The 24,978-nt window shown below is 74.3% G+C and carries 25 protein-coding genes; 11 read left to right on the top strand and 14 right to left on the bottom strand.

All coding sequences use genetic code 11. From position 1 onward, the window contains the following. Positions 1-92: 92 nt before the first annotated feature. Complete coding sequence (locus tag IEZ07_RS17705; RefSeq protein WP_191895750.1) at positions 93-734, bottom strand: MerR family transcriptional regulator; 642 nt, start codon at positions 732-734, stop codon at positions 93-95. 15 nt (positions 735-749) lie between these two features. Then, the gene (locus IEZ07_RS17700) at positions 750-1,385 is read right to left on the bottom strand and encodes an HAD family hydrolase (protein ID WP_191895749.1); all 636 of its coding nucleotides are present in this window, start codon (positions 1,383-1,385) and stop codon (positions 750-752) included. A gap of 245 nt (positions 1,386-1,630) precedes the next feature. Here IEZ07_RS17700 and IEZ07_RS17695 point away from each other — a divergent pair, with 245 nt between their 5' ends. Then, positions 1,631-2,617, top strand: coding sequence for a FecCD family ABC transporter permease (locus IEZ07_RS17695; protein ID WP_191895748.1), 987 nt, complete (start codon positions 1,631-1,633; stop codon positions 2,615-2,617). Next, on the top strand, positions 2,614-3,654 hold the full coding sequence (locus tag IEZ07_RS17690) for a FecCD family ABC transporter permease (RefSeq protein WP_191895747.1): 1,041 nt from the start codon (positions 2,614-2,616) through the stop codon (positions 3,652-3,654). Before IEZ07_RS17695 ends, IEZ07_RS17690 begins: the two co-directional genes overlap by 4 nt. A 122-nt stretch (positions 3,655-3,776) precedes the next feature. Here the strand turns inward: IEZ07_RS17690 and fepB are convergent, their stop codons facing one another. The 3 genes from fepB to IEZ07_RS17675 all read right to left on the bottom strand — a co-directional run bounded on the left by fepB (position 3,777) and on the right by IEZ07_RS17675 (position 6,392). Then, positions 3,777-4,802, bottom strand: a complete 1,026-nt coding sequence (gene fepB / locus IEZ07_RS17685) for a Fe2+-enterobactin ABC transporter substrate-binding protein (protein WP_191895746.1) — start codon at positions 4,800-4,802, stop codon at positions 3,777-3,779. 217 nt (positions 4,803-5,019) lie between these two features. Continuing rightward, a complete protein-coding gene (locus IEZ07_RS17680) occupies positions 5,020-5,706 on the bottom strand; it encodes a DNA alkylation repair protein (RefSeq protein ID WP_068897014.1) in 687 nt (228 codons plus the stop codon). Continuing rightward, positions 5,703-6,392 carry a TetR/AcrR family transcriptional regulator gene (locus IEZ07_RS17675; protein WP_068897124.1) on the bottom strand — a complete coding sequence of 230 codons (690 nt, stop codon included), beginning with the start codon at positions 6,390-6,392 and terminating at the stop codon, positions 5,703-5,705. Before IEZ07_RS17675 ends, IEZ07_RS17680 begins: the two co-directional genes overlap by 4 nt. Positions 6,393-6,572: 180 nt before the next feature. Between IEZ07_RS17675 and IEZ07_RS17670 the strand changes: the two genes are divergently transcribed. Next, entirely contained in the window at positions 6,573-7,424 is an 852-nt protein-coding gene (locus IEZ07_RS17670; protein ID WP_191895745.1) for an ATP-grasp domain-containing protein, read from the top strand. A 145-nt stretch (positions 7,425-7,569) separates the two neighbouring features. Beyond that, positions 7,570-7,932, top strand: coding sequence for a hypothetical protein (locus IEZ07_RS17665; protein WP_204054401.1), 363 nt, complete (start codon positions 7,570-7,572; stop codon positions 7,930-7,932). A gap of 63 nt (positions 7,933-7,995) precedes the next feature. Here the strand turns inward: IEZ07_RS17665 and IEZ07_RS17660 are convergent, their stop codons facing one another. Then, complete coding sequence (locus tag IEZ07_RS17660) at positions 7,996-8,757, bottom strand: glucose 1-dehydrogenase (RefSeq protein ID WP_068897012.1); 762 nt, start codon at positions 8,755-8,757, stop codon at positions 7,996-7,998. A gap of 94 nt (positions 8,758-8,851) precedes the next feature. Next, positions 8,852-10,150, bottom strand: a complete 1,299-nt coding sequence (locus IEZ07_RS17655; RefSeq protein WP_068897011.1) for a DUF2252 domain-containing protein — start codon at positions 10,148-10,150, stop codon at positions 8,852-8,854. 270 nt (positions 10,151-10,420) lie between these two features. On the opposite strand from IEZ07_RS17655, the gene IEZ07_RS17650 reads away from it, so the two are divergent. Then, entirely contained in the window at positions 10,421-11,365 is a 945-nt protein-coding gene (locus IEZ07_RS17650; RefSeq protein WP_191895744.1) for a glycoside hydrolase family 16 protein, read from the top strand. A 12-nt stretch (positions 11,366-11,377) separates the two neighbouring features. Here IEZ07_RS17650 and IEZ07_RS17645 read toward each other — a convergent pair whose 3' ends face one another. Next, on the bottom strand, positions 11,378-12,025 hold the full coding sequence (locus tag IEZ07_RS17645; protein WP_239320085.1) for a TetR/AcrR family transcriptional regulator: 648 nt from the start codon (positions 12,023-12,025) through the stop codon (positions 11,378-11,380). A 180-nt stretch (positions 12,026-12,205) separates the two neighbouring features. Between IEZ07_RS17645 and IEZ07_RS17640 the strand changes: the two genes are divergently transcribed. Continuing rightward, entirely contained in the window at positions 12,206-12,715 is a 510-nt protein-coding gene (locus IEZ07_RS17640) for an anthrone oxygenase family protein (RefSeq protein ID WP_191895743.1), read from the top strand. An 11-nt stretch (positions 12,716-12,726) separates the two neighbouring features. On the opposite strand, the gene IEZ07_RS17635 is transcribed toward IEZ07_RS17640, so the two are convergent. Further along, the gene (locus IEZ07_RS17635) at positions 12,727-13,551 is read right to left on the bottom strand and encodes a DUF2238 domain-containing protein (RefSeq protein WP_204054400.1); all 825 of its coding nucleotides are present in this window, start codon (positions 13,549-13,551) and stop codon (positions 12,727-12,729) included. A 60-nt stretch (positions 13,552-13,611) separates the two neighbouring features. Next, positions 13,612-14,760: an acyl-CoA dehydrogenase family protein gene (locus IEZ07_RS17630; RefSeq protein ID WP_191895742.1), complete on the bottom strand. Its 1,149-nt coding sequence runs from the start codon at positions 14,758-14,760 to the stop codon at positions 13,612-13,614. Between the two features lie 467 nt (positions 14,761-15,227). Here IEZ07_RS17630 and IEZ07_RS17625 point away from each other — a divergent pair, with 467 nt between their 5' ends. From IEZ07_RS17625 to IEZ07_RS17615, 3 genes are all read left to right on the top strand, one after another. Beyond that, positions 15,228-15,974, top strand: a complete 747-nt coding sequence (locus tag IEZ07_RS17625) for a GntR family transcriptional regulator (RefSeq protein ID WP_189236776.1) — start codon at positions 15,228-15,230, stop codon at positions 15,972-15,974. A gap of 216 nt (positions 15,975-16,190) precedes the next feature. Continuing rightward, the gene (locus tag IEZ07_RS17620) at positions 16,191-16,880 is read left to right on the top strand and encodes a GNAT family N-acetyltransferase (protein WP_204054399.1); all 690 of its coding nucleotides are present in this window, start codon (positions 16,191-16,193) and stop codon (positions 16,878-16,880) included. A 43-nt stretch (positions 16,881-16,923) separates the two neighbouring features. Then, positions 16,924-17,598, top strand: a complete 675-nt coding sequence (locus IEZ07_RS17615; protein ID WP_191895741.1) for a copper homeostasis protein CutC — start codon at positions 16,924-16,926, stop codon at positions 17,596-17,598. A 73-nt stretch (positions 17,599-17,671) separates the two neighbouring features. Here the strand turns inward: IEZ07_RS17615 and IEZ07_RS17610 are convergent, their stop codons facing one another. The 3 genes from IEZ07_RS17610 to IEZ07_RS17600 all read right to left on the bottom strand — a co-directional run bounded on the left by IEZ07_RS17610 (position 17,672) and on the right by IEZ07_RS17600 (position 22,323). Then, positions 17,672-18,847 carry a DUF6986 family protein gene (locus tag IEZ07_RS17610; RefSeq protein WP_191895740.1) on the bottom strand — a complete coding sequence of 392 codons (1,176 nt, stop codon included), beginning with the start codon at positions 18,845-18,847 and terminating at the stop codon, positions 17,672-17,674. 142 nt (positions 18,848-18,989) lie between these two features. Then, on the bottom strand, positions 18,990-20,849 hold the full coding sequence (locus tag IEZ07_RS17605; protein WP_204054398.1) for a tetratricopeptide repeat-containing diguanylate cyclase: 1,860 nt from the start codon (positions 20,847-20,849) through the stop codon (positions 18,990-18,992). Between the two features lie 85 nt (positions 20,850-20,934). After that, a complete protein-coding gene (locus IEZ07_RS17600; RefSeq protein ID WP_239320084.1) occupies positions 20,935-22,323 on the bottom strand; it encodes an FAD-dependent oxidoreductase in 1,389 nt (462 codons plus the stop codon). Positions 22,324-22,538: 215 nt separating this feature from the next. Here IEZ07_RS17600 and IEZ07_RS17595 point away from each other — a divergent pair, with 215 nt between their 5' ends. Next, on the top strand, positions 22,539-22,991 hold the full coding sequence (locus IEZ07_RS17595) for a hypothetical protein (RefSeq protein ID WP_239320083.1): 453 nt from the start codon (positions 22,539-22,541) through the stop codon (positions 22,989-22,991). 113 nt (positions 22,992-23,104) lie between these two features. Here the strand turns inward: IEZ07_RS17595 and IEZ07_RS17590 are convergent, their stop codons facing one another. Further along, a complete protein-coding gene (locus IEZ07_RS17590) occupies positions 23,105-24,223 on the bottom strand; it encodes an acyl-CoA dehydrogenase family protein (protein WP_239320082.1) in 1,119 nt (372 codons plus the stop codon). A gap of 188 nt (positions 24,224-24,411) precedes the next feature. On the opposite strand from IEZ07_RS17590, the gene IEZ07_RS17585 reads away from it, so the two are divergent. After that, a complete protein-coding gene (locus IEZ07_RS17585; protein WP_191895737.1) occupies positions 24,412-24,951 on the top strand; it encodes a hypothetical protein in 540 nt (179 codons plus the stop codon). Positions 24,952-24,978 lie beyond the last annotated feature (27 nt).

The following is a 24,978-nucleotide window of genomic DNA, read 5'->3' as shown; positions in this document are numbered from 1 at the left end:
CGGCCGATGAGCCGGTGACCCCGGGTCCGCAGGCGGCGGGCGGGTGACCGCCGGGCCGAGGCCCGAAGAGACGCCCACCGGGCCGGCGGCCCTCAGGCCGGCGGGGCCCCGAAGATCCGGGCCGAGGCGGACTCCTGGGCCAGGCGGCGCATGACGTCGAGGACGCGGCCGTGCACGACGGTGCCGACGACCAGCGCCTCGACCGCCTCCTCCCGGGTGCGGTCGAGGGGGATGGTGCGGATCTCGTGCTCGGCGACGAGCCGCATGGCCGTCTCGGCGTAGGGGCGCAGGGCGTCGCCGGTGGCGGGCAGGCCGAGCCGGTCGAGGGTGAGGACGGCCTGGGCGAGCTCGTCGCGGGCGGGGGCGGCGGCGTCGACCTGCCAGCCGAGGTCGGCGATGAGGCCGTCGGCCTCGGCCCGGGCGCGCCGCCACTCCTCGTCGTCGGGATGGGCCTCGACCGGCGGGGAGATGGCGTAGTGGGCGGTGCCGAGCACGCGGTGCATGCCCATGCTCTCGTCCTCCACCGCGGCGACCACCTTGCGGATGGCCGCGATGGGCAGGTGGCCGACCTCCAGCAGCGCGCGGATCAGGCGGAGCCGCCGCACGTGCCGCTCGCCGTACTCGGCGCGGGTGGCGGAGGTCTGCTCCCCGGCGGGCAGCAGGCCTTCGCGCAGGTAGTACTTGATCGTCGGGATGGGGACGCCCGAGACGGCGCTGAGCTGCGAGATCCTCATCAGTGGATAGTACAGCTAGCCAATCGGTGCGGCGCTCTCCCCGCCGCTCCGGGCCGCGTCCCGCAGGGTCGGGCGGACGTCGATGACCTCCATCCCCGCGGCCAGCGCGGCGGCCACCCCCTCGTCGGTGTCCTCGTAGGCGACGCAGGCGTGCGGGAGCACCTCCAGCCGCCGGGCGGCGAGCAGGTAGACGTCGGGGGCGGGCTTGCCCTCCCGGACGTCGTCGCGGGTGACGACCGAGTCGAAGAACGGGAGCAGGCCGGTGGCGCGCAGGGTCTCCCGGACCCGCCCGCGCGACCCGCCGGAGGCCACCGCCATGGGCACCCGGCCCCGGTGGGCCTCGGCGACCGCGACCACCTGCGGGTGCGGCGCGACGGTGTCCACCAGCCACCGGTAGGCGTCGGCCGCGGCGGCGGACACCACCCGGTGGTCCAGCGCGGCGCCGGTCTCGGCCTCCAGCTCGGCCAGGAGGCGATCGGCGGACAGTCCGGTCCTGGCGTGGTACCAGGCGGGGTCGAGCTCGACCTGCCAGGTCTCCAGGGCCGCCCGCCACGCGGTCTCGTTGGCGGCGGCGGTGTCCACGAGGGTCCCGTCGCAGTCGAAGATCAGGGCGGCGTACGGCCGCGCCGGCTGGAGTCGTTGGTCGAGCATGGCCGCCTAACGCGCGTGACGTCTGGATCAGGGCAACCCTATCGGCGAACGCGGGCGGCGGCCCGGTTTCGCCCGCGGACGCCCCGCACGGGTCCCCGCACGGCCGTCGCGCCCGGCGTGCCGATCGCCGGTCTCCGCGCGGGCGGCCGGCGGGTGACGGGTAGCCGGTGGGCGGTCGGCGGGCGGCGGAAGGGAGGCGTATTCCCTAATGTAAGGTAAGGCTTGCCTAAAATTCGGGAGGTTCGATGCGCTGGACGGGGCTCGCCGTCTCCTCCGCGGTGCTCACCGCGGTGGTCGCGCTCAGCATCGCGGTCGGCGCGCAGGCGATTCCGCCCGGGGAGGTCTGGCAGCAGCTCTGGCACCCCGACGGCGGGGAGACCGCCGCGGTCGTCCATGACCTGCGCATCCCGCGGACGCTGCTGGGCGTCCTCGTCGGCGCCGCGCTGGGCCTGTCCGGGGCGCTCATGCAGGCGCTCACCCGCAACCCGCTGGCCGACCCCGGCATGCTCGGGGTCAACGCCGGGGCCTCGCTGGCCGTCGTCTGCGCCGTCCTCTTCTTCGGCATCACGGACCTGCGGGTCTGGGTCTGGTTCTCCCTCCTGGGCGCGGCGCTGGTCACCGTCGCCGTCTACGCGCTCGGCGCGACCGGGCGCGGCGCCGCGAACCCGGCCCGCCTGGTGCTCGCCGGCGCGGCCGTCAGCGCCTCCCTGCTCGCCGCCATCAATGCGGCGCTCACCCTGGACGCGGGAGTGTTCAACCAGTGGCGGTTCTGGGACGTCGGGGCGCTCGCCGGGCGCGACGCGGAGGTCGTCCGGCAGGTCGCGCCGTTCGTCGCGGTCGGCGTGCTCCTCGCCCTCGCGCTCGGCCGCGGCCTCAACGCCGTGGCGCTGGGCGAGCAGACCGGACAGGGCCTCGGGGTGAACCCGGGGCGCGTGCGGCTGGCCGGGGCCGCGGCGATCATGCTGCTCTGCGGCGCGGCGACCGCCGCGGCCGGGCCCATCGGCTTCATCGGGCTGATGGCCCCGCACGCCGTGCGCGTCCTCACCGGCCCGGACCACCGCTGGATCCTGGCGCACTCGGCGCTGCTCGCCCCGGCCCTGCTGCTCACCGCCGACGTCGTGGGCCGGGTCGTCGTACGGCCCGGCGAGCTGCAGAGCGGCATCGTCACCGCCTTCATCGGGGCCCCGGTCTTCATCTACCTGCTCCGCCGCCGAAGGACAGCCGACCTGTGAGCGCCTACCGCATCTTCCACACCCCGTCGCGCCGCGTCTCGTTCCGGGTCCACCTGCGGGCCGCCGCGGTGCTCCTGGGCCTGCTGGGGGCCGCCGCCGCGGTCGGGCTGCTCGCCCTGGGGACCGGGTCGGCGATCTCGGCCGGGGACGTCGTCAGGACCCTGGCCGGCCGGGGCGACGCCATGAGCGAGATGGTGGTCTACGAGCTGCGCGCCCCGCGCGTGCTGCTCGCCCTGCTGGTCGGCGCGGCGCTCGGCGTCGGCGGCGCCGTCGTGCAGAGCCTGTCCCGCAACCCGCTCGGCAGCCCGGACATCATCGGGGTGAACGCGGGGGCGGCCGTGGGGGCGGTCCTGATGCTCCTGGTCGTCGGCACCGTGACCCCGCTGGCCGTCACCGCGGGCGCGCTGGCCTGCGGCCTGGGCGCGGGGCTGCTGGTGTACGCCCTGTCCTTCAAACGGGGGGTGCAGGGCACCCGGCTGGTGCTCGTCGGCATCGGGGTGACGGCCATGCTCCACTCGGTCATCGCCTACCTGCTGACCCGGGCCGACCTGTACGAGTCGCAGGGGGCGAAGGTGTGGCTCGTCGGGAGCCTGGCGGGGAGCGGCTGGGCGCAGGTGTGGCCGATGGCGGCGGTGCTGTCGGTGCTGCTCCCGGCGGCGCTGGCGCTGAGCCGCTCGCTGAGCACGATGGAGATGGGCGACGAGACCGCCTCGGCGCTCGGTCTGCCGGTGGAGCGGCTCCGCCTGGCCCTGCTGCTCGTCGCCGTGCTGCTGTCCGGGGTGGCGGTCTCCGTGGCCGGCCCCATCGTCTTCGTGGCGCTCGCCGCACCGCAGCTCTCCCGGCGGCTGACCGGAGCCCCGGGCGCGGGGGTCGCCACCGCGGCGGCGACCGGCGCCCTGCTGCTGGCCGCCGCCGACCTGGCGGCGCAAAGGCTGCCGACGTCCGGCCAGCTGCCGGTGGGCGTCCTGACGGGCGGGCTCGGCGGCCTCTACCTGGCCTGGCTGCTCCACCGGGAGTGGCGCGCGGGCCGTTCCTGAGCGCGCGGCCGTCAGCGCCTCCGCCCTGCCCGCCCGCAGGTCCGCGGCCAGCGCGGCGACGCGCCGTCCGGTGAGGACCTCGGGCGGACAGGGGCAGGGGAGCTGGGGTGGGACGTTCCTCATCAGCCGGCGAACTGCTGCTCGATGCGGTCGACCACGTTGGACGCGCTGTAGTAGTCGATGCGGAACGAGTCGAGGCCGAGGTCGTGGACGCGCTCGTCGCCGACGGCGGGCAGGTCCTTCCAGAGCGGCTTGGCCGTCGTCGTGGCGATCTCGTCCGCGGTGTGGCTGACGAAGAACAGCGAGCTGTCCCCGAAGCCCTTGACGATGTTCTCCTGCGAGACGGTCAGGATGTCCAGGCGCTTGCCGCCCTCGCGGTTGTCCGCCGATGCCAGGGAGGAGTCGACGGTGTGCAGCCGGAAGCCGAGGGAGGACAGCAGCGCGCCCTGGGCGGAGGCCTCGGTGAAGACGGGGATGTCGGTGTTGTTGTCGCGCAGCAGCACGACGTCCTGCTCGGGAAGCTTGATCTTGCCCTTCACCTCGGCCACCCGCTGGTCGTAGGCGGCGATGACCTTCTGCGCGTTCGCCTCCAGGCCGAGCGCGCCGCCCAGCTTGGTCATGAGCTCCTGCCAGGAGAGGTCGTCGTGGCGGAAGAGCACGGTCGGCGCGACGGCCTTGAGCCGGTCGTAGACCTTGGCAGTGCTGTCGGCGCCGGACGCCGAGCCGATGATGAGGTCGGGCTTGGCCGCGATGACCTTCTCGATGTCGGCCTCGAAGCCCTGATAGGCCACCTGGACGCCGCGCTCCTTGGCGACGTCCGCCCACTGGGAGAAGAACCCGTTGGCATCGGTGATCGGCCCGGGCGGGGTGGCCTGCGAGGCGATCAGCGGGGCCTCCAGTGCGAGCAGGTGGCCGGTCAGGGTGACGCTCACCGAGACGATGCGCTTGGGCGCGGCGGGGACGTCGGTGGTCCCGAGTTCGTGCGTGACGCTGCGAGTCCCGGCCGAACCCGCGGCAGGGCTCCCCGCCGCGGCGGGTTCGGCGGCCGTGGAGCCGCCGGTACCGGAACTGCAGGCGGTCAGGCCAAGGATGGCCGTGATCGCGGCGGCCGCGGACACGGCCCAGCGGCGGCGGATCGAAGTCCTCATGTGCACCCCAGGAGAGTCGGTAAGGCTGGTGCAAAGAATATTAGGACAGGCTTACCTAAGTTGATCGGCCGGGGCCCGTGTACGGCCATGGGGGAGCGCGTGCCGGACGGGCCGCCGGCGACCCCGCCGCGGGACGCCGGCGCCCCGGCGACGGGGGCGCCAGAGGCGGTCCGGCGACGGGGACGGCCCGGCGGCAGGGGAGGCCCGGCCGGCGGGGTCAGGCCGAGGGGAGGTTCTTCAAGGCCTCGCGCCGGCTCAGGCCGGTGATCCCCTTGTGCGCGACGTAGCGCACGACCTCGCGCGGATCGGTCTTGGCGTACTCGCGCAGGGCCCAGCCGATCGCCTTGCGGGCGAAGAAGTCGGTGTCCGACAGGCTCGGCTCGATGCAGGCGTAGAGCAGGCCGGTGTCGGTGGCGGCCCTGAACCTGTTCTGGCAGATGATCGACGTGCGGCGCTTCCAGAGGTCGTCGCTGTGCGCCCATTCGAGCATGAGCGGGCGCATGGTGTCGGGGAACTCCCGCAGCAGGGGGCCGATCCGGTGGACGGCCACCTCGTCGACGAAGTCCCACCAGGCGCCGGTGACGATCATCTCCTCGTAGATCGGGAGGGTGTACAGGGTCCGGCCCCAGCGGGGCGGGGACCCGGTGAGGGTGATCGCCGCGTAGCGCTCCTCGCGGTACTCCGCCTCGCGCCACAGGGTCAGCGCCGCCCGGCGCCACTCGGGTGCGGCCTCGAACGGGTGCTCGGCGAAGACCCTCCGCAACGCCGTACGGCGCGGCACGGCCTGCACCCCGAGGAACGGCATGGCGGACTTCATGTAGGCCTGCATGGCGGAGGCCTTGGCGGGGTCGGCGGCCTCCGTGAGGGCCAGCCGCACGGCCTTCTGCAGTGCTTCCGCGCTCATCCCCGCTGGCTCGTCCGCTCTCCGGTGGCCAGGCCGTCGAACAGGACGGTGACGTAGTGCTCGGCGATGCCGTCGGTGTCGAGGCGGCCGCCCGGGCGGAACCAGCGGACGGCGACCCAGATGCTGTCGCGGATCATGCGGTAGGTGAGCTTGGGGTCGACGTCCGGGCGGAACTGGCCGACGGCCTGCCCGCGCTTGATCTGCCCGACCCACATGCGCTCGACCTCGTCCTCGGCCCTGACCAGGTAGTCGAAGCGGTCGCCGGGCAGGGAGCGCAGGTAGTTCCAGTCGTTCTGCATGACGGTGATCGCCGCGCGGTGCGGCTCGAGGGCGCTGAAGCCGATCCGCACCATCTCCGACAGGATGGAGCGGGGGTCGCCGCCCTGCTCCAGGGCGGCCCGGTAGCGTCCGATGAGGTCGTCGAGGAAGGTGCTGAGCACCTCGTCGACGATCGTCTCCTTGGAGTCGAAGTGGTGGTAGAGGCTCCCGGACAGGATGCCCGCCTCCTCCGCGATCTCGCGGACGGTGGTCGCCTGGAAGCCCTTGCGCGCGAAGAGGTCCGCGGCGAGCCTGACGAGGTGGTCGCGGCGCTCCGAGGCGGAGCCGGCCGAGGCCGCGCGCTTCGTCGTGCGCTGGCGCTTGACCGGGGTGGTGGTCGCGCCTCCGGAGTTCTTTCGCGTGTTCACGCCTCCCATTATGAGCCCTTGCGCAATCGCTTGTTCGTGTGAACGCCCAGCCTCGTCCTCGGACGGCGGGGCCCACGAATCGGACATACTTCGTAAAGGCCATCCTGGTGAACGAAGTGGTAGGAGCGGCCTGTGTAATGTCCCTTCTGGTGTTTCGATCCTGGCATGGAGGGTGTTCCCGTGAGCGCTTCGGTGGCGTACGTGACCTACGCGGACCCGGAGGGGTTCGACGACGAGAAGGAGATCGCTCTCGCCGCGTGGGCGGAGGCGGGGATCTCGGGGACGGTCGTGCGCTGGGACGACCCGGCCGCCGACTGGGCGGCCTTCGACCTCGTGGTGGTCCGCTCGGCCTGGGACTACGTGGACCGGCGCGCGGAGTTCCTGGCCTGGGCGCGCCGGGTCGAGACGGTGACGCGGCTGGCCAACCCGGCGGCGGTGCTGGAGCGCAACACCGACAAGACCTACCTGCGGGACCTGGCGGTGCCGGTCATCCCCACCTCCTGGGTCGCGCCGGGCGAGAGCCCGGACCTGCCCGTCCTCGCCGAGTACGTGGTCAAGCCCGCGATCTCGGCGGGCGCCCGCGACACGATCAGGACCACCGACCGGGACAAGGCGGCGGCCCACGCGGCCCGCCTGGCGGCCGAGGGGCGGACCGCGATGGTCCAGCCCTACCTGGACATGGTCGAGACCGAGGGGGAGACCTCCCTGCTCTACTTCGGCGGCCGGTTCAGCCACGCCGTGCGGCGCAACCCGATGCTGGCCGGAGGATCCGCCGCGCCGGACGCCGACAACGCCCGGGCGGATCTCCGCACCCCGGAGCCCGACCAGCTCGCCCTCGCCGAGCGGGTGCTGGCGGAGGCGGCCGGGTCCCCCGGGGCGCCCGGGGTGCTCTATGCCCGGGTGGACCTGGTCCGGCTCCCGGGCGGGGACCCGGCTCTCATCGAGGTGGAGCTCGCCGAGCCGTACCTCTTCCTGCGCTACGCCCCCGACGCCGCCGGCAACCTGGCCCGCGCCGTCGCCGAGGCGCTCTGACCGGCGCACCGCGGGCCCCGCTCCGGAAAACCCGTGGACGCCCCGCCCGCCCGCCCGCCCGCCCGGCGGGCGGGGCCGGGACGCGGCGCGATCCCGCCCTGGGCGAGACGAGGCGGTAGCGTGCTCCGGTGTGGACGGAGACACGATGGACGGAGCACGGATGACGGCGGCGGACGGGGACTTCGGCATGCCGGGCTCGCTGGCCCGGGTGCTCGCCGAGATCGGCGGGGAACGGGCCGCGCAGGACGTCCGGTGGGGGATCCAGGACATCGCCGACGGCACGGGGCCGGACGGCGCGGCCGCCGCCGACCGGGCCAAGGACGAGACCGCGGCGGCGTTCGCGGGCGGCACGCTGACGTGGCGGCACATCCTCATCGAGGAGGTCCTGGAGGCGTTCGCCGAGGACGATCCCGAGGCGCTCCGGACGGAGCTGGTCCAGGTCGCCGCCGTCGCCGCCAAGTGGATCCAGGCGCTCGACCGCCGCCGGGCGGGGCTTCACGCCTCATGAGCGACCCGGCGCCGGGCCCGCGCGGACCCCGCCCACGCCGTGCTCGGGCGGGGCCCGGCGGCCTCAGCCGTGGGTGGTCATGCCGCCGTCCACGGGGATCACCACGCCGGTGAGGTAGGCGCCGGCCCGCGACGAGAGGTAGATCGCGGTCCCGGCCACGTCCTCGGGCGCGCCGATCCGGCCCATCGGCACGCTGGAGGCGATCGCCTGGCGCATGTCGGGGTCGTCGAGGGCGAAGGCCATCATCTTGGACTCGAAGGGGCCGGGCGCGATCGCGTTGACCGTGATCGAGTCGCGCACGAGCCGGTGGGCCAGATGGCGGGTGAGCATGTGCACGGCCGCCTTGGTCGTGGAGTAGGCGTAGGTCTCCAGCGCGGGCACCCGGATGCCGTCGACCGAGCCGACGTTGATCACTCTGGCCGGGTCCTCGGCGGAGGCCGCGGCGCGCAGCAGCGGCAGGAAGCGCTGGGTCAGGTAGAACACGCCCTTGACGTTGACGCCCCAGAGCTTGTCGAAGGCGTGCTCGGGGTAGTCCTCCAGCGGCGCTCCCCAGGTCGCACCGGCGTTGTTGACCAGCACGTCCAGCCGGTCCTCGCGCGCGGAGACCGCCTCCACCAGCGCGGCGACGCCGTCGGGGGTGGACAGGTCGGCCGGTACGGCGACGCATCCGATCTCGGCCGCGGTCTTCTCCACCTCGGCGGCCTTGCGGGAGGAGATGTAGACCGTGGCCCCCGCCTCCGTGAAACCTTCCGCGATCATCCGGCCGATGCCCCGGGAACCGCCCGTGACCACGACTGTCTTGCCTTGCACCGAGAACAGACTCATGTTCTGAAAGCATGCCGTACGCCCGCCGTTCCGTCCATACCGACTGGTCGGTTCCGGTGTGGTCCCCTCCGCGGCGGGAGGGCGCGGCCGGTGGTCAGAGGCCCAGCAGGCGGCCGTTGCGGAACAGGTCCACGAAGAGCTGGTGGTCGGCTCTGGCCCGGGCGCCGTAGGCGTGGGCGAAGCCGACGAGCAGCTCGGTGAAGCCGTCCCCGTCGCCGCCGATCACGGCCGTGATCGCGTCCTCGGTGGAGAAGTCGACCACGTCGTGGCTGGACTCGTCGTCGGCCACCGAGTGCATGCGTGCCACGGCCCGGCCCAGGTCGCCGATCACCGAGGCGAGCTCGTCCGGCTCGTTGACGTCGCCCCAGTCGAGGTCGGCGGAGTACGGGGACACCTCGGCGACCAGCTGGCCGACTCCGTCCAGCGCGGTGTAGCCGAGCCACGGGTCGGCATAGGCCTGCAGGGCCCGCTGCGACTCGGCGGTGCGGTGTCCCTGGTGCAGGAAGTGGCCGTGCACCCTCTCGTCGGCGATGTGCCGGGCCACGGCCGGGACCTGCGCCTGCTTCATGTAGAGGATGACGTCGTTCTCCAGGGCCTCGGTGTGGCCCTCCAGCAGCAGGTTGTAGGAGGGGAGCCCGGCCGAGCCGATGCCGACGCCGGTGCGCAGCGCGAAGTCCTTGATCCGGTGCTCCACCTCGGAGACGGCGGGGAGCGTGGTCAGGTAGTCCTGGAAGGCGGCCTCGACCGCGCGCCGGGTCTCCTCGCCGACCGGGAGGCGGTCCTCCATGAAGGCGAAGCGGCGGTCGTAGTTCTCGACCGTGGTCTCCCGGTCGAGCAGGGCCACCCGGGTGTTGAGCCGGGCGGTCTGCAGCACCCGGTGGAGCACCCCGGTGGTGGTCGCCAGCGTCAGCGAGCCGATCGCGTCGTCGCCGCCGTGCGCGATGCCCTCCAGCTCGGCCAGGTAGGCGCGGGCGAATCCGGCGACCAGCTCGGAGATCGTCTCGTCGGAGAGCGCCTTGGCGTAGCCGATGAGCGCGACGCTGGCCGCGAACCGCTTGAGGTCCCAGAGATAGGGGCCGACATAGGCCTCGTCGAAGTCGTTGACGTTGAAGACCAGGACGCCGGAGGCGTTCATGTAGGTGCCGAAGTTCTCCGCGTGCAGGTCGCCGTGGATCCACACCCTGCTGGTCCGGGCGTCCAGGAACGCCCCGTCGGCGAAGCCGCCGGTCATGTCCGCGTAGAACAGGCAGGCGCTGCCGCGGTAGAACGCGAAGGGCGAGGCGGCCATCTTGCGGAACTTGCGCCGGAAGGCGGCGGGGTCGCGCCGGATGGAGTCGCCGAACTCGGTGACGAGGACGTCGAGGATGTGGGCCGAGCGCCCCGCGGTGGTCATGGCGGGCACGCTACGTCCGGGGACGAGTCCTCCGCCAGATGCGGGAGGTTGCATCTTCGGAACGCGGCAACCGACCGCGGTACTCCGTCGCGGCTCCTCGCCGAAGCCGGCTCCGCGCGTTATCGTCAGGGCGTCAGCACACAGAGTGACCGACCTCTGTATCGTCTCACCACCCGGAGCGGAGCCGCGGGACGGGAGGCCGGGAAGAGCCGGGCTCCGCGCCGAGGCGTGTCCGGGAGGGCGGTGCTCTCGGGGGAGGGGTCGCGGCCGATGGGGATCGGAAGCCGGACCGCGGCCGTCGCGGTCGTGCTGGTGAACACGGCGGTCGTGCTCGGAGACGGTGCGGTCGCGGCCGCGCGGGCCCGGCCCGCCGCGGTCCACGACTCCGGGCGTTCCGCGGTCCACGACTCCGGGCGTTCCGCAGCCCAGGACCCCGGGCCGCCCGAGGGCCGCGGCCACCGGTCCTCCGAGGGCGGAGACCACCGGTCCTCCGCGGCCCGCTTCTCCAGGCCGTCCGAGGCCCGCGGCTTCGCGGACGAGTTCTCCGGTCCCGAGGGAAGCGAGCCGGACCCGTCCAGGTGGGAGCAGCTGACCGGGTGCCTGTGGGGATACCGGGCCGAACGGCAGTGCTACACCTCCGGCGGGCGCAACGCGCGGCTCGACGGAGACGGGCACCTCGTGATCAACGCCCGGCGCGAGACCTACACCGGTGACCACGGCGTACGGCGCAAGTACACCTCGGCGCGCCTCGTCTCCAGGCTCGCGAGCGGGAGCGGGAGCGTGCAGGTGAGGGCGAAGGTGTCCGGCTGGCAGCGCGGTGCGTGGCCGGCGATCTGGCTGCACGCCGACCCCCTGCGCAGGCAGCGGCACTACGGCGAGATCGACCTGATGGAGAACGGCCTCAACGGCGCGCGCTGGAAGCCGGAGTACCACGTCCACACCGACCGCTTCAGCGGCGGCGGCGCGTACGACGTCGACGCCACCCGGTGGCACGTCTACAAGGTCACCTGGACCACGGGCCCGTCCGGCCGGGCCCGGTTCTACGTCGACGGCCGGTTCGTGCGCTCCTTCCCCTACCGGGTGCCGGCCAGGTCGTCCGCGAGGCTGATCCTCAACGTCGCGGTCGGCTCGCAGGCGGGACGGCCCGCCGCGGACCTCGACAGCACCCTGGCCGTGGACTACGTGCGGACGGGCGGCCGGGCGGCCGGGCGCTGAGTCCCCGGCGGTTCATCGGGTCCCGGCGCCGCGCCCGGACGGGTCGCGGACGGGGGCGGGCGGGAGCAGTGCGAGGAAGCGGTCCACCGCCCGCCGCGCCCGCTCCTCGAGGTCGGTGGGGGGCGCCTCGCCCAGCAGGACGCGGATCTGGGCGTCCGAGACGACGAGCCCGTACAGCAACCGGAAAGCCTCCTCCGGATCGCCGGCGGCGATCTCCCCCCGCGCGGCCAGACCCGCGAGATAGCCCGCGACGAGCGGGCCGGTGGTGTGCCGCCCCTCGGCGAGCAGCACCCCGGCGAGCTCCGGGGCCGCGACCGCGGCCCGGTTGATCGCGACCGAGGCCTCCCCGAGCAGCAGTCGGAGCAGCCGGACGGCGAACGCCGTCAGCGCCTCCCGGGGCGGCCGGTCCAGGGTCAGCGCCTCGGCGACCGCGGCGTTCGCCTGCTCCGACTGGCGGCGCACCAGGGCCGCGAAGAGCCCGCGCTTGTCACCGAACCAGCTGTAGAGCGTCTCCTTGGAGGCGCCGGCCCGCCGGGCCACCGCCAGCATCGTGGTGCCGGTGTATCCGCGTTCGACCAGCTCGGCGAAGGCGGCGTCCAGCACGGCCGCCCGCCTGGCCTCGTTCTCGCCCTCGCGGGGCCGGCCCCGTCGTCCCTGCATGCCCGCCGCCTCTCCCGGTGTCCGTTGACAAGTGTACCTATCGGTACGATTATTAATCGAACTTACCGGTACGATTAATGAGGGCGCATGACTTCCATCCCCGTTCCTTCCTCCCCTGCGGCCGCCCCTGCGACGGCCCCTGTGACGGCCCCTTCGACGGGCCCTTCGACGGCCGCCCCGATGGGTGCGGCCGTCGCGGCGGCGCGCGCGGCCCTGGTCGTCGCGCTGCTCTCCATGGGTGCCATCGCGGGCTTCTTCTACGCCTACGAGGTCTCGGTCACCCGCGGCCTGGCCGGGGTGGGCGAGGACACCTACGTGCTCAGCATGCAGGCGATCAACGCGACGGTCCGCAACATCCCGTTCGCGCTCTCCTTCTTCGGGGCACCGGTGTTCGCCGCGGTCGCCTTCGCCGCCACACTGGCCGCCGCGGGACGGCGGTCGGCCTCGGTGTGGCTGGTGGCGGCGGCCTTCGCGGTCTACCTGGCCGGAGGCCTGGGCGTGACCCTGCTGGTGAACGTGCCGCTGAACGAGGACCTCGCCGCGGTCGCCGCGACGGCCCCGGACCTGGCCGCCGTGCGCGCGCGGTACGAGCCGGAGTGGAACGCCTGGAACACCGTCCGCACCCTCGCCTCGGGCGCCGCCTTCGCTCTGCTGGCCGCCGCGGCGGTCCTGTTTCCCCGCACGCGCTGAGCGGGGCCGCGTCAGGAACGGGACGCGGACCCGGCCGCCGCCTCCCGCAGGCTCCGGAGCAGCATGACAGCGGCGGCCGCCAGCGCGCCCAGGCAGGCCAGGGCGATGTCCTTGTGCGCGTCCCAGACGTCGCCCTGCTGGCCGTTGTAGACCTCGGCGATCTCCGGGGACGTGGTGACGGCTATCGCCCATTCGAGGAGCTCGTAGAGCGCGCTCGTCGACAGGACGAGCTCGACGCCCGCCGCGACGGCCGGGAGAGGGCGCAGGCCCCACCGGTCTCGCAGGTAGCGGACCAGCACCGGGGCGGCGCACAGGCCGTACGAGAGGTGCACCAGGCGGTCGAAGTGGTTGCGCTCCCAGCCGAAGACGTCCGACAGCCTCACCCCGGCCAACGCCGCGCTCCACTCGTCGTAGGGGACGTAGGAGTACATCCAGCGCGCGGCCACCGAGTGCAGGGCGAGGAAGCCGAGCACCGCGGCCAGCGAGGCCGGGGGAAGGGCGTAGTGCCGGCGGAGCGGGATCAGGGCCAGCAGCGCCACCGCGGTCAGCGAGTGATGGAGCGCCTGCTCGGCGGGGTACGGCGGGGCGACCCAGGTGAGGGCCATGACGAGCGCGAACGCCGCGGTGAGCCACCGCGTACCGGCGCGTCCCGGCTCCGGCGGCCGTCCTGTCGAGGCCTCGACCCGCCCCGTCCGGGCCCCGGCGCGTCCCGCCCGGACCCCCGGGCGGCGCCGGAGGACACCGGCGGGCCGGGCGGGCGGGCTCTCCTCCGCCGCTTCACCGGGTGGCGGGCTCCCGCCTCCGGTCTCCATCGCTTCGCCGGGTGTGGACGCCATGATCGAATGATCCCGGTCCGTCGTGGAAACCGGAAGACGGACGGCCGCCGCATCCGGGGCTCAGCCCTTGGGCAGGCCCAGGGTGCGCTCGGCGATGATGTTGCGCTGGATCTCGCTGGAACCCGCGTAGATGGTGTCCGCGCGGCTGAACAGGTAGAGCCGCTGCAGGTCGTTCAGCTCGTACGGCGGGCCGTCGGTGACCAGCCCCGCCCTGCCCTGCACGGCCTGCGCCAGCTCGCCCAGCCTCCGGTGCCACTCCGACCAGTAGAGCTTGGCGATCGAGGCCTCCGGCCCCGGCGTCCCGGCCGACAGGGAGGTCATCGTGCGCAGCGCGTTCAGGCGCATGATGCGCAGCTCCAGCCACGACCGGACCAGCCGGTCGCGCAGCACCGGGTCTTCGGCCGCGCCGGTGCGCCGGGCGGTCTCCACGACGCGGTCGAACTCCCGCTGGAAGCCGATCTGCTGGCCGAGCGTCGAGGCTCCGCGCTCGTAGCCCAGGGTGGCCATCGCGACCCGCCAGCCCTCGCCGGGGGCGCCCAGGACGTTGCCCGCGGCCGTGCGGGCCCCGTCGAAGAAGACCTCGTTGAACTCGCTGGTGCCGGTCAACTGGACGATGGGCCGGACCTCCACCCCGGGCTGGTCCATCGGGACCAGCAGGTAGGACAGGCCCGCGTGCCGCCGTGAACCGGGTTCGGTCCGAGCCAGGACGAAACACCAGTCGGCGACGTGGGCCAGCGAGGTCCAGGTCTTCTGGCCGGTGAGGACCCACTCGCCACCCTCCTGCCGCGCCCGGGTCCGCACGCCGGCCAGGTCGGAGCCCGCCTCGGGCTCGGAGTAGCCCTGGCACCACAGCTCGCGGCCGCGCCGGATCGGGGGCAGGAAGCGCCGCCTCTGCTCCTCGGTGCCGAAGTCGATGATCGTGGGGCCGATGAGGCCCTCGCCGATGTGCCCGACCCGGGCCGGGGCGTCCGCCCGCGCGTACTCCTCGTGGAAGGCGACCTGGTCGGCCAGGGACGCGTCCCGCCCGCCGTACCTCCGGGGCCAGCCCAGGCAGGTCCACGCGGCCTCGCCGAGCCGCCGCTCCCAGGCCAGCCGTACCTCGTGGCCCTCGTGCTCGCGGCCCGGCCCGCCCAGCCCGCGGGCGTGGGCGAACTCGCCTTCCAGCTGCTCCCGCAGCCAGGCGCGGATCTCCTCGCGGAAGCCCGTCACGGTCGTCTCGCCTCCTCCGCCCGGTCCGGCCGTCCCCCCGCGGGAGAGGGCCGCCGGTCCGCGCTCGCCTGCCCGGCAACCTAGGGGAGGGCGGGCGGCGCGGCGCGGCGCCGTCCCGTTCTCCGGGAGCGCGCGGTCCGGGACGGGGAGACGGCCGTTCGCGGGCGGGACCGCGGTGCGGAAGGGCCGCGGCGCGGAAGGGGAGGGCCGCGGCGCGGAGACGGGAAGACGCGCCCTGGCGGGCGTGGGGGACCCGCCAGGACGCGCTTCTCCCCGGTGCGGTGGCGCGAGGACCCCGGCGAGGGATGGGGTCCTCACGCGGTCAGCCGCTTGGGGAGTCGGGGGGGTGGAGCCTTTCAATGGATTTGTACCAACGATTGGATGATGCGGCTCCTGGGAGGCTAGGTCAAGGGGCGGTTCCCCACTAGAACCAAATCGTCTAGTTTTGTTGGCACAAAGGGGACTAAATGGCTCGGTCAACGCTGTATCAGCAGGTGGCCTCCGAACTCCGGAGGACCATCTACTCCGGTGCGCTCAAGCCGGGTGATCAGCTGCCGACCGAGGCCGAGCTCATGCTCGCCCACCAGGTGAGCCGCAACACCGTACGGCTCGCCCTCGGCGAGCTGGTCAACGAGGGGCTGGTCACCCGGACGCCCCGCCGGGGCACCGTGGTCAGGGAGCGCCGCCCCCTGCTGATGCACCCCCAGCGCGAGCTCCAGCCGCAGCCCGGGGAGACCCGGGAGGCCTTCGCCTGGGCGGTCTCCCAGGAGGGGCGCGAGCCGAGCCAGGAGATCGAGGTGTCGATCGTGAACCCGGCCGAGGAGATCGCCAGCCGGCTGGAGCTGCCCGACGACGGGCTCGCCGTGGTCCGCCGCAGGCTGCGGTTCGTGGACGCGCAGCCGTACAACACCAACGACTCCTACTTCCCGCTCTGGCTGGTCTCCGGATCCGAGATCGCCCGTCCCGGCGACATCTCGCGGGGGGCCAACCGGGTGCTGGAGGAGCTCGGCCACGCCCAGGTGAGGGTCGTGGACGACATCTGGGCGCGGATGCCCACCAGCTCGGAGACCGACCGGCTCCGGCTCCAGTCGGGCACGCCGGTCGTCGTCTACGTCCGGGTCGGATACGACGAGGAGGACGTCCCCGTGCGGGTCGCGGTCTCGGTGCTCCCCGCCGACAAGCACCTGATCCGGTACGAGTTGAAAAGCCGTTGACCTCCCTCCGGCCGCCCTGATGGGACGGCCTCCGCCCTGCCCGTACGGCAGGCGGCCACCGGGCGAGGCCCGCCGTGCGGGCGGGCGCGTCCCCTTCCCCCAGTCCGCCTCGGACCCCTAGCGCGGGGGCTCCCTGGCCCGGCGCGGATGCCGTGCGTCACCGGACGGACACCTTCCGTGTCATCTCGCACACCCAGCGCAACGAAGGGATCGACCATGCACTCCAGCACCATCACCTCCGTCACCCCCGCCGCCCCCGTCTCCGCGCGGCGCCTCACCCCGCGCCGGGCGGACGCCGCGGACCTGCCGGGGGTGCTCGCGCTCCTGGCGCGGACCGCCGCCTGGCTGGACGGCCGGGGCGTGCGGCAGTGGCCCGCCGGCGGGTTCCCGGCCGAGCGCATCGCCCCGCTGATCGAGAGAGGGGACATGTACCTGCTGGACGGGGAGGACGGGCCGATCGCCACCGTGGCGCTGGACGGCCACGCCGACCCCGAGTTCTGGACCGCCCAGGACGACCCCGCCTCGGCGCTCTACGTCCACAAGCTCGCGGTGGCGCGCGGCCACTCCGGCCGGGGGCTGGGCGAGGCGCTGCTCGACTGGGCGGGCCTGCGCGCGGTCGCGGCGGGCCGGCGCTGGCTCCGGCTCGACTGCGCCAAGGAGAACCGGCGGCTGCAGGACTACTACCGGCGGCAGCGCTTCGCCCACCTGCGCACGGTCGACCTGCCGCACCGTGCCTCGGGCGCGCTGTTCCAGCGGCCCGGCGGCCTGCGCGGCGCGGTCCCGGCCGTCCCGGGAGCCGTCACCGGGGCCGTCTCGGAGGTCGCCGCCGGGACCGTCGCGGGGGCCCGCTCCGAGGCCGCCGAGGCCGCCGCCCACCGGGACAGGGTCCTGCTGGAACGTCCGTGAACCGCGGCGATCCTCGGACAAAGCCATCCGATAGCCTCACTTCATGACCGGATCCCTGCTTGAGGTGATCGCGCTCGACGTGCGCGACGCCGTCGCCGCCGAAGAGGGCGGCGCCGACCGCTTGGAGATCGTCGCCGACATGGCGTCGGGCGGGCTCACCCCGGCGGTGGACACGGTCGCGGCGATCGCCAAGGAGTGCAGGCTGCCGCAGATGGTCATGCTGCGGGGCGAGGCCTCGTTCCTGGCCTCGCCCGAGCGGCTGGAGGGCCTGCGGCGCGACGCCCGGGCCCTCTCCGAGGCGGGCGCGGCCGGGTTCGTGTTCGGCTTCCTCGACTCCACCGGCGCGGTCGACCTGGCCGCCACCGAGGCGCTGATCCACGCGGTGGCCCCGCTGCCCTGGACCTTCCACCGGGCGGTGGACCACGCGGCCGAGGTCCAGGCGGGCTGGCGGGCCGTACGGCTGCTGCCCAACCTCGCCACCGTGCTCACCGCGGGCGCGCCCGGCGGGGTGCGGGACGGCATGTCCGTGCTGCGGACCCGCTGCGAGGCCGGCGACGGCCCGCTCATCCTGGCCGGCGGCGGCCTGCGCCCCGGTCACGTCCCGGCCCTGCTGGAGTACGGCGTGCGCGCCTTCCACGTCGGGAGCGCGGTGCGCGCGTCGTGGTCGGACCCGGTCGAGGCGCACCTGGTCCGCCGCTGGCGGGAGCTGGTCGACTGACCGCCGGGGCCGGCGCCCCGTGCCGGAGATCCCGGGCCCGGCGGCTCCTCTCCCGCGAGGCGCGTCCGGTGGGTCAGGGGCGTCCCAGGGCCAGCTCCGCGCGGCGCAGCGCGGCGCCCATCGCCTGGACCGTCGCGGGCTCGTCCATCACGCCGCCCCCGGCCGCCTTCCGCTCCTGGAAGGCCCGGACCCGGCGGGTGAACTCGGCGTGGTGGCGCAGGTGGAAGTCGTAGACCGCGGCGTAGCGGCTGACCAGGTGCGAGGGATGCATGTCCCACCCCTGGTAGAAGCCGTGGCGCAGGGAGTGCCGGACCAGTTCGGCGTGGCGCGACCACAGGGCGTGTACGTCGCGGGTGCCGCCGGAGGAGGGGGAGGCGGCGAGGGAGCCGTCCGACAGCTCCACGCCGGTCCCGGCGAACGCCGTCTGCATGATGTGCCGGGCGTGGTCGCAGGCCGGGTGGTCCAGCCGCTGTTCGTGCGGGGGGAGCGCGCAGCTCGCGGTGTAGTCGAAGACGCCGAAGTGCGCGGCCGAGAGCCTGCCGCCGAGGGAGGCGACCAGCTCGGGGCCGAGGAACCGGAGCGTCTGGGCGGCCTCGACCTGGATCTCGAACCGCAGGGACCCCCCGTCCAGGCCCAGCCCCCGCTCCAGCGCCTCCAGGCAGTCGGCGAACTGGTGCAGGTAGTCCTGCATGAGGACCTTGGGGAAGGTGACGACGAACCCCTCCGGCAGCCGGCCGGTCCGTTCCACGATCCCGGTCAGGAACCCGTCCAGCGTCCGCAGGCTCCGGCCGGGGTCGCCGTCGGCGAACGACTTGACCCGCAGTCCCCACCGGCGCGGGAGCGTCCCCGCCGCGTGCAGGGCGGCGACGGCCGAGGCGGCGCGGGTGACGTCGCGGTCCTCCTCGGCGGGGCGGACGCCGTATCCGTCCTCGAAGTCCACGCGCAGGTCCTCCACCGGTTCGGCGGCCAGCTTCGCCGCGATCCTCGGGTGCAGCCGCGCGGCGGCCTCCTCCGGCACGCCGAAGACCCGGGCGAGGGGTCCGGGACCGGGCAGGTGCCGGGTGAGCAGCTCCAGCGCGTCCCGCCCCCACTCCGCCACCGTTCCCGGACCGAACCGGTCGGCCGGGACGTAGACGGTGTGCACGGGCTGCCAGCGGGGCGCCGCCCGGGGGAAACGCGCGGAGTGCTCCCGGTGGGCCTGCTCGAAGCCGGGGATCAGGGCCAGGGGGTCGGCGAGCGTGACGCGCACGGTGGTGCTCCTTGCCGTCGGGGCGGACCGGCCCGCAGAGGCGGGTCACCCGAACCCTAGGACCCGCCCCGGGGCCGCCGGAACTCGCCCGCGGCTCTTCTCACGATCCGCCCGCGGCTCTTTCACGATCCGTCTGCGGCCCTCACCCCGCGCCGGGCCGCTCCATGCCGGGCCGCTCCATGCCGGGCCGTCCGGCATCGGGCTGTCCTCCACCGGCCTGTGCCGTACCGGTCGCTTCCGCCTCCGACCGGACGCCGGCGTCACGGTGGCGGCGCCGCTCCCCCAGGGGCGCGCTGGAGGTGGCGCAGACGCGGTTGCGGCCCTTGTGCTTGGCCGTGTAGAGGTTCGCGTCGGCCAGGGCGATGAGCTCGGCCTGGGTGCTGTGGGGCTGGGAGGCGGTGACGCCGATGCTCACGGTGACGGGCAGTTCCCCGGTGAGCGCCTGCCAGGGGCGGCAGGCGATGGCGGCCCGCAGCTCCTCCAGCCGGGCGACGGCGGCGGCGGGGCTGATCCCGCTCAGCACGACCAGGAACTCCTCACCGCCCATCCGGGCGGCGAAGCCCAGGCCGGCGCAGGCGGGATCCGGCACGGCGTCGAGCATCTTGGCGACGGCGACCAGGACCTGGTCGCCCACGTCGTGGGAGCAGGTGTCGTTGATCCGCTTGAAGTGGTCGAGGTCGACGAGCGCGACCGTCACCGCGTCGCCGGTCAGGGCGGCGGCGGCGAGAAGCTCGGGCAGGTGCTCGTCGACGTAGCGGCGGTTGCGCAGCCCGGTGAGCGGGTCGCGGCGGGCCTGCTCGCGGAAGAGCTCGGCCTCCTGGCGCGCCTCGCTGGCCTCGAACATGGCCTGCCGGGTGCGGGCCCGGGCCTCCTGCTGCTGGGAGACCAGGTCCTTCTCGGCCGTGTGGTAGGCCTTGTACGCCTCGAACGCGCGGCGGTAGTCGCCGGTGGCGGCGTGCAGCTCGGCCTGCTCCTGCTGCAGCGGGACGAGGATCCTGAGGTAGCCGTGCTCCTCGCAGATCGACCGGCTGCGGTCCAGGTTCGCCTGGGCGTCTTTCAGAGTGCCCAGGTGGCGCTGGGCGATGGCCAGGGTGAGCAGGATCTCGGGGAGCGCAGCCGCCTGCTTCAGCTCCTGGTCCTCGTACATCCGGATGCCCGTCTCGGCGGCCATGACGGCTTCCGCGTGGTGGCCGAGCGGGATCTGGAGCCGGGCGATGGTGTCCAGGTGGGAGACGTCGAGCTCGTAGTCGTGGGCCGAGCTGATCGCCAGCATGCGCTCGACGGACTCCCAGGCGAGGTCGTACCGGCCGGCCTCGTACTCGGCGTAGGCGAGGTTGTTGAGGACCGTGACGTGCCGTTCCACGTCGATCGTGGCGGCGAGGCGCTCGGCCTGCCGGTAGCGCTCGCGGGAGGCCTCGGTGGAACCGGTCTCGTCGAGCGCGTCCGCCAGCCGCATCAGGTGGCTCAGCCGGATGCGGGGGTGCGTGCTCTCCTCCAGGGCCTCCACGGAGCTCACCGTGTGCTCCAGCGAGGCCGCCGGATCGCCCAGATCGCGATAGGCCCGCGCCATCAGCAGGTGGGTGCGGGCCAGCAGCGGGCGGCACTCGTTCTCGACCGCCCACCGGTTGACCTGCCACATCACCGGTATCACCGAGGTCAGCTCGCCCCAGCGGGTCTGCACGTCGACCTGGATCAGCTTCGCGCGCAGGGCCAGCACGACGTCGCCGAGCTCCTCGGCCGCCCGCTCCAGCTCCACCGCGCGGTCGAACGCCGTCTCGATGTTGTAGCCGCTGGTGATCTCCAGCGCCTCCAGCTCCGCCGACAGCTCCTCCGCGGTGAGCGTTCCGGCCGCCTCGCCGGGCCCGGCGGGTACGGCGGGCGCGGCAGGTGCGGAGAGGGCGTCCGGCACGGCGGCCCCGGCGCCGGAACCGGAGTGGACCGGATCCGTGACGGGAGCCTTCGGCGCCGGCTTCGAGGCAGGGTCGGTCAACGGTCCGTTCACGAAGCCCTCATCGGTAGCCGAATCAGATTCTGTAGAGGTTCGGCCTGATATCAGGTAGATCATTTCTTTGCCGGGCCGGGCGGCCTCACCGGGCCGCGAGGCCCTCGGCGTCCTCCGTGCCCGCCAGGCCCGCCGCGCGTCCCGTCCCGTCCGGGACCCCGTCCTCGCGCGGCTCCAGGCCCTCCAGCACGGCGGCCATCGCGGCGGCGCCGGCCAGCTTCACCCGCTCGCCGCGGCCGAGAGACCGGGCCAGGGCGGCCTCGGCGGCCTCGATGGCCCGCCACCCGTCGTAGGTCACGGGCAGGAGCCCGCGCCGGGCGAGGAGCGGGTCCAGGTCCGCGTGGCGTACCGGCGCACGGCCGGCGAGGTCGGCCAGCAGGGTGCGGACGGTCTCGGCGGCGTCGGACTTGTTGGTGCCGATCACGCCGCTGGGCCCGCGCTTGAGCCAGCCCGCGACGTACTCGCGGTCGCCCGCCCGCCCCGCCTCGTTCGGCACGGTCATGGTGGCCTCGGAGAACGGGACGCCCGGCAGCGGGACGCTGCGATATCCGACCGAGCGCAGGACCATGCCGACGGGGAGGACCTCGAACTCGCCGGTGCCGACGACGCGGCCGTCGGCCAGGCGGGTCCGCTCCAGCCTGAGGGCCTCCACCCGGTCGCGCCCCAGGATCTCCACCGGCCGCATCCAGAAGCGCACGTCCAGGAGGCGGGGGCGGCCCGCCGGGGTGCGGGCCGCCCAGGACTGCAGCACCTCGACGTTCCCCCGGACCTGCCGCGGCAGGCCCTCCACCGAGGCCGCCGCCTCCTCGGGCCGCACGCGCACGTCGGCGTTGGCCAGCTCGCCGAGCTCCCGCAGCTCCTTGAGGGTGAACTTGGCGTGCTCCGGCCCCCGGCGGCCGATCATGTGGACGGCCTTCACCCGGCTGGCGGCCAGCCGGGACAGGACCTCCTCCGGCACGTCGGTGGCACGCAGCTCCTCGGCGGTCTTGGCCAGGATCCGCACGACGTCCACCGCCACGTTGCCCACGCCGATCACCGCGACCTCGGGGCTGTCCAGCAGGAAGCGGTCGGCGGGCACGTCCGGGTGCCCGCAGTACCAGTTCACGAAGTCGGTGGCCGCCACGCTGCCGGGCAGGTCCTCGCCGGGGACGCCCATCCGCCGGTCCACCATCGCGCCCGTGCAGTAGACCACGGCGTCGTAGCAGGCCAGCAGGTCGTCGCGGCTCACGTCCCGGCCGAACTCGATCCCGCCGAGGAAGCGCACCCCGGGCAGCTCCAGCACCCGGCGCAGGTAACCGGCTATCGACTTGATCGAGGTGTGGTCGGGGGCCACGCCGTACCGCACCAGCCCGTAGGGGGTGGGCAGCCGTTCCAGCACGTCCACCTCAACGGGGCCGGTGGCCTGCCTCGTCAGCGCCTCGGCGGTGTAGATCCCGGCGGGGCCGGATCCGACGACCGCGACTCGCAGTGACACGTCGCCTCCCAGGGGTTGTGCCGGTGGCCGCGCATCGGCAGGGGCGCGCTTCCTCCAACGTACTCCTGCGACCGCCCGCAGGGGATGCATCCGGCGGCATCCGCCCCGGGGAGGGGAAAGGGAAGGGATGGTTCCCGTGCGGAGCCCGTGAGGAGGAGGCGAAGGAGCGGCAAAGCGTGGCCGGGTGCGGGCCCGGGACTGGCACGCTCCCATGCATGAGGGGACCGGGCGGGGGCGGGCGCTCCGCGAGTGCGCCCGACGAGATCCAGCCGGTGGGCGCCCACCGGTTCGAGGCGTTCGGCCGGGTGATGGCGGCGCTCGGCGGCGAGGCCGAGCTGATGGAGTCGTGCCGCGATCTGACCTGGTGGCGGGGGGCCGACGACAGCTGGCACATCGAGTGGCGCGAGGGGCCCTACGCCGCCGAGGTGGCGGAGACGCTGGCCGAGCGGGTCCGGGAGCCCGGTGCCCCGGCGGACCCCGTCGGGCGTGCCACTCCGCTGTCCGCCGAGCTCGACGTGGTCGGCGTCCGCTTCGTGCTGCGGGCCGTCGACCCGCTCGGCCGGGACCTTCCCCACTCCCGCCTCGGCCCCTGGCGGCTGGCCGAGGTCCTCGACACGACCCGCCGCGGCCCCTCCCCACAGCCCTGGGAGCAGCTCCTCGGCGGGTGAACCCCCCTGCGCTCCCGAGCCGTGCACGGTCCGCCCGGTGCGGGGAGCGGCGCCCGCGGTGCCCGCGTGGTCCGGGGCGGTGTTCGGTGCCCGCGCGGACGGGGCCGGGACCTTCACAGACCGGCGGCCGCGGCGAGGCGGGCACGGTGGGCCTGCGGCGGGCCGAAGAGCTGGGCGTCGGCGGCGGCGCGCTTGAGGTGGCGGTGGGCCGGATGCTCCCAGGTGACGCCGGTGCCCCCGTGGATCTGGATGTTCTCGCCTGCGGCGGCCAGATAGGCCTCGGTGCAGTAGGAGCCCGCGATCGCGGCGGCGACCGGGAGCCCGCCGGGCAGGGCGCGGGCGGCGGCCAGCGCGGCCGAGCGTGCGGACTCGACGAGCAGGAGCAGGTCGGCGAGCTTGTGCTTGACGGCCTGGAAGGAACCGATGGGGCGGCCGAACTGGTGGCGCCGGAGGGCGTGCTCCACGGCGGCCTCCAGGCAGGCGGCGGCGCCGCCGACCTGCTCGGCCGCCAGGCAGGCGACGCCCGCGTCCCGGACCCGGTCGCGGGCCGCGCCGTCTCCGGCGGGCCGTACGGGGACTGCGTCGAAGGAGAGGGCGACGAGCGGGCGGGTCTGGTCGAGCGTCGTCAGCGGCGTGCGGGACGAGGGCACGGCCTCGACCAGTTCGTCGCCGGCGAAGGCCAGGACCACCTCGCCGTCCAGCGCGCAGGGCGCGGTGCCGGTGATCCGTCCCCGGGACAGGACCAGGTCGGCGTCGCCGGGCAGCAGGACGGTGGCGGTGCGGGAGCCGTCCGCGATGGCGGGCAGCAGCCGGGCCATCGCCTCGGGGTCGGCGGCGGCCCTGAGCGCCTCGACGGCGAGCACGGCGGTGGCCAGGTAGGGGTGGGGGGAGAGCACGCGGCCGAGTTCCTCGCAGACGACCGCCTGCTCGGCCGTGCCGCACCCCGCCCCGCCGTACTCCTCGGGCACGGCCAGGCCCGCCACGCCGAGTTCCCGGGCGAGGCGCTCCCAGGGAGCGCCGGGACGCGCGGCGAGGAAGGAGCGGACGGCGTCGCGGAGGTCGGCCTGGTCCCCGGTGAGGCCCGTGCCGACGTCCCCGGAGTCCCCGGTGAGGCCCGTGCCGGCGATCCCGGCGTCTCCGGTCGGCCCGGCGGGGATCGCGGACGCCGGGGGCTCCGGGGATGCCGCGGGCACGGCGGCCGCCGGGAGGGAAGCGGTGTCGTCAGGATGCACACGCGCAGCATAAGCAAGCGACCGGTTGTTTAGTAGGGCTTGAACGTTTTTGTGTGTTCTTGCAGGTCATATATGCTGCGCATGCCCACGGGCAGGGACGGATCGGGGGATCAGCGGCTTTGGCCGGACAGAATGACACGTTCGATTTCATTACGGGGGACCGCCGCGAGCGGGCGATCCTCTGGCACATGATGCTCTCGCTCGTCGGAGGGCTGCTGCTCGGCGCCTTCGGCGAGATGCTCGCCCACGGGCCGGACCCGCTCGTCGCGGCCTACGACCCCTACGCCTACCTCGCCCTCGCCCTCGCCGCCGGCAGGACCGCCGCGGGGTTCGGCTGGGCGGTGCTGGCCGGGGTGCTCGCCGCCCTCGGGCCGGTCGTCCCGATCCTGGCCGCTGCGGCCTTCCCGTCGGGCTACCACCCCTTCCACGTCGGGGTCGACGGCACGGTGCCGGGCGTCACGCTCCTCGCCCTCGCCGGCTGCGCCCTGCTGGCCTACGCGACCAGGCGGGACGGCCCGCGGGGAGACCTCGCCGCGGCGCTGCCCGCCGGCGTCCTGATGATCGAGGCCGTGGAGGCGGCGCAGTCCGGCTCGTGGAGCGTCCAGATCGCCGCGGTCCTGCTGCTCGCCGCGGTCCTCTCGCTGCGCCGGGGGGCCGGGGCGGTACGCTCCGCCCTGGCGGGTGCGGTCCTGGCGACCGCCCACCTGTTCTTCGTCGCCGGGCCGTGACGGGCTGCGGACCCTAATGGCAGGCGC

It is taken from the genome of Planomonospora parontospora (genome assembly GCA_014647935.1).
Classification (GTDB): domain Bacteria; phylum Actinomycetota; class Actinomycetes; order Streptosporangiales; family Streptosporangiaceae; genus Planomonospora; species Planomonospora parontospora.
This window is presented reverse-complemented; position numbering and strand designations above follow the sequence as displayed.